General features: G+C 62.2%; 3 protein-coding genes and 1 pseudogene. All 4 read right to left on the bottom strand.

Features of this window, described 5'->3' with window-relative positions; translation table 11 throughout:
* Positions 1 to 100, bottom strand: a pseudogene (locus JWQ61_RS12110) (bifunctional demethylmenaquinone methyltransferase/2-methoxy-6-polyprenyl-1,4-benzoquinol methylase); the annotation flags it as partial.
* A gap of 124 nt (positions 101 to 224) precedes the next feature.
* Positions 225 to 1,613 carry an FAD-dependent oxidoreductase gene (locus tag JWQ61_RS12105; RefSeq protein ID WP_304360747.1) on the bottom strand — a complete coding sequence of 463 codons (1,389 nt, stop codon included), beginning with the start codon at positions 1,611 to 1,613 and terminating at the stop codon, positions 225 to 227.
* An 18-nt stretch (positions 1,614 to 1,631) separates the two neighbouring features.
* Positions 1,632 to 2,183 carry a phosphonate degradation HD-domain oxygenase gene (locus tag JWQ61_RS12100; RefSeq protein WP_304360746.1) on the bottom strand — a complete coding sequence of 184 codons (552 nt, stop codon included), beginning with the start codon at positions 2,181 to 2,183 and terminating at the stop codon, positions 1,632 to 1,634.
* 15 nt (positions 2,184 to 2,198) lie between these two features.
* On the bottom strand, positions 2,199 to 3,605 hold the full coding sequence (phnY, locus tag JWQ61_RS12095) for a phosphonoacetaldehyde dehydrogenase (protein ID WP_304360748.1): 1,407 nt from the start codon (positions 3,603 to 3,605) through the stop codon (positions 2,199 to 2,201).
* Positions 3,606 to 3,637 lie beyond the last annotated feature (32 nt).

Below are 3,637 nucleotides of genomic sequence, written 5' to 3'. Positions count from 1 at the left end.
CATCGTATTTAGGCGCGACCGAATGGAAAACCTCGGCGACTTTGTGGACTTTATCGTCCTCGGAGACGGTTTCGTAACCGAAATGCGTGGTGTTGGTCATGGTGGGCAAGCTTGTTTTGGCAGACTTGCATTATACAAGTCCGGCCGGCGCATGCTCAGCTTGCCAAATAATCTACAAGATATTTTTCGGCAGCCCGTGCCGGCGACACATGACACCCGAGCAACTAAGCCTTGTCAGCCTTGCCTGCGGCATTCGCCAGCTTGCTCAGCATCTGGTCCATCAGCCAGGGCTTGCGGTCCTGGTCTTCCGCCAGTTCCTTGCGCCGGATGGCATTGCGCACCACCAGCGAACCAATGTAGCGTAGCGGCTCCGGCGGGAACTGGCCGCGCGGGCCGGCTGCCAGCGGGCTGCGGCTCCAGGCGTTGTCGAGGCCCAGCACCAGCGACGACAATAACTGGCCGCCCATGTAGCTGGGTCCGACGCCATTGCCGGAATAACCGAAGCCGTAGAACACGTTCGGCATGTCATCCAGGCGTCCGAAAAACGGGAAGCCGGTGACCGATCGGTCGGACGGGCCGTTCCAGCTGGCGGTGATCGGCACGCCGGCCAGCGCCGGGAAAAATTCGTGCAGGCTATCTTTTAGCTGCTGCTCGTAGGGCGAACGCTGGTCGAACACCGGCAGGATGCGGCCGCGCCAGGCAAAGGTGTTGCCGCCCTTGCCGAGCATCAGGCGGCCGTCTTCGGTGGTGCGGTAATAGAACACGAAAGTGCGCGAATCGAGCACCGAGACGCCATCGGTCAGGCCGATGCGCTGCAATAGTTCGGGACATTTTTCCGTGATCACCATATCGCTGGAGACCACCGCCAAGGTACGTTCGAACTGCGGGAAACGGCTGGCCATCCAGGCGTTGATGGCCAATACCACCTTGCCGGCCTGCAGGCTGCCGGCCGGTGTCTGCAAGGTGACTGTGGTTCCCGGCGTGAACGACAGCATCGGTGTTCTTTCGTAGATCCGTATACCCATTCCCAGCGCCATGCGGCGCAAGCCGCGCACCAGCTTGCCCGGATGTACGGTCGCCGCCATCGGCGAAAACACGCCGGCGAGATTGCGCGTGGAACCGGAGCGGCGCTGCACTTCAGCGTCGGGCAATTCATGATAGGAACTGATGCCCTGCCGCTGCAATTCTTGCAGCACCGGGTCCAGCACTCCCAGTTGCGCCTTGGTGGTGGCGGTATACAGGGTGCCGTCCCGGCGGAATTCGGCATTGATCTGGTGCTCGCGGCAGAAATTGCCGATATGGGTGACCACCGCTTCCGAAGCCTTGACCAGGCGCACGGCTTCGACTTCGCCAAACAATCGGCGCAGGGTGAAGAATTTGGTCGACCAGGTCAGCAGGCAGCCGCCGTTGCGGCCGCTGGCGCCGGCGCCGCACAGGTCGCTTTCGATGATGGCGATGTCCAGCGCCGGGTCCTGCTGCTTGAGCTGGATCGCGGTCCACAAGCCGGTGAAGCCGCCGCCGACAATGCCGACGTCGGCCTTCTGCCGGCCTTGCAGGGCGGGGGCCAACTCACCGTCGGCAAACAATGCATCTTCCAGCCAGAATGGGCGCATGGGTCAGTATCCTATTGATTAAGCGGTGACCAGGGCGCAGGCAGACATCAGCCTGGAAAAATGCGGCAGGCCGGGAGTCGCCATGCCTTCCATCTTGGCCTGGTCGTCCCACAGGCGCAGGCTGACGGCATCGGCGGCATAGGGACGGGCGATGAACTGCGCCGCGTCGGCGGCGGAAAACACGCCGCCCTGCAGTTCCAAGCTGCGCTTGGAATCCTCGGACAGGCGGCTCCAGTAGCCGGCATCGGTCGCACACAGGTAGCGTTTGGCGTCGACATGCAGCCTGATCGGTTCCAGCACTGCGGGGCTGAACAAGCCGCGCAGGTACGGTATCGCAAAATACTGATGGGTATCGTCGACGCCGCGCGCCGACGGCGTCTCGCCTTGCGGGTTCAGCAAATGTCCGAGATCATGCAGCAAGGCGGCGCAGACCAGTTCCGGCTGGGCCCCGGCCTGTTCGGCCAGTGTTGCCGATTGCAGCGCGTGCTCGAGCTGGTTGACCGGCTCGCCGCTGTACATCTGGTGGCCGCCGCGTTCGAACAGTTCGCAGATTTGCGGGATGGTCAGCATGGTTTCAGTTCCAATTCAGTTCCAAGGCAGAGAATAGGTTTTGGTGTTGCAGAAGCTCTTCATGGCTTCCTGCACGCCTTCCTTGTAGCCGAGGCCGGAGTCCTTGATGCCGCCGAACGGCGTCAGCTCCAGGCGATAGCCGGGCACTTCGCGGACGTTGATGCTGCCGACCTGCAGTTCGCGCACAAAGCGGGTGATGTAGTCGAGACGGTTGGTGCAAACCGAGGACGACAGGCCGTAGGGCGTCGAATTCGAGATGCGGATGGCGTCGGCGATATCGGTGCAGCGGATCACCGGCGATACCGGACCGAAGGTTTCTTCGGCTACCAGCTGGCAATCGGCCGGCACGTGGTCGAGCACGGTCGGCGAATACAGCGCGCCGTCGCGCAGGTTGCCGAACAAAAGCTTGGCGCCGTGCTGCTGGGCGTCCTTGACCTTGGCTTCGAAGGCGCTCGCCGAACGGGCGTCGATCACGGTGCCCATGTCATTGTGCGGATCCATCGGATCGCCGTATTTGATCGCCTTGGTTTTGCTCACCAGCAGATCGACAAACTCGTCGGCCACAGCCTGATGCACGATCATGCGCTTGATCGCGGTGCAGCGCTGGCCGGAATTCTTGTATGAGCCCGACACCGCCAGCGTCGCCGCTTCTTCCAGGTCGGCGTCTTCCATCACGATGATCGGATCGTTGCCGCCCAGTTCCAGCACCTGGCGCTTATAGACCGCTTTGCCGGCGATGTATTTGCCGATAGGTACGCCGCCGGTAAACGTCACCAGGTCGACATCCGGATTGGTCAACATTTCATCGGCGATTTCAGCGGGATCGCCGGTGACCACCGAAAACATTTCCGGCGGCAGGCCGGCTTCGTACAGGATGTCGGCCAGCAGCAGGGCCGACAGCGGCGTCTTTTCGGTCGGCTTGAGCACCATGCGGTTATTGGTGGCGATCGACGGCGCGACCTTGTGCGCGACCTGATTCAGCGGATGGTTGAACGGCGTGATTGCCGAAATCGCGCCCAGCAGCGGTTCTTTCAAGGTATAGACCTTGCGCTGCTTGCCGTGCGGCGTCAGGTCGCAGGAAAACACCTGGCCGTCGTCCACCAGCGCCTGGTTGGCGGCGAACACGAACACGTCGCAGGCGCGGCCGACTTCATACAGGCTGTCTTTCTTGCACAGCCCGGCTTCCGCCGTGATCAGGTCGGAAATCGCATCGGTATTGGCGCGCAGCAGTTCGGACGCACGCAGCATGATCCGCGAGCGCTCGTAGCGTGTCAGCGGTGAACGGAAAGCGCGCGCCGCCTGGAACGCATGGCGGATGTCTTCCACTGTGGCTTTCGGCACCGAACCGACCAGCGCGCCGTTGAAAGGATTGCGGATCTCTATGCGGCGCGGGTTGCCGACCAGCTTGCCGGCAATCCGCATGTCTTGGTGTAATGGCTCGCCTTGCTTGAGCT

Origin of the sequence: Collimonas fungivorans, assembly GCF_028292705.1 — a bacterium.
Classification (GTDB): Bacteria; Pseudomonadota; Gammaproteobacteria; order Burkholderiales; family Burkholderiaceae_D; genus Collimonas; species Collimonas fungivorans_B.
The sequence above is the reverse complement of the archived record's forward strand: the minus strand, read 5'-3'. Positions and strand labels throughout refer to the sequence as shown.

Excerpts from the sequence above, each read along its gene's own strand:
- JWQ61_RS12105 (WP_304360747.1), bottom strand. The coding sequence starts at position 1,613 with ATGCGCCCATTCTGGCTGGAAGATGCATTGTTTGCCGACGGTGAGTTG.
- JWQ61_RS12100 (WP_304360746.1), bottom strand. The coding sequence starts at position 2,183 with ATGCTGACCATCCCGCAAATCTGCGAACTGTTCGAACGCGGCGGCCAC.
- phnY (WP_304360748.1), bottom strand. The coding sequence starts at position 3,605 with ATGCGGATTGCCGGCAAGCTGGTCGGCAACCCGCGCCGCATAGAGATC.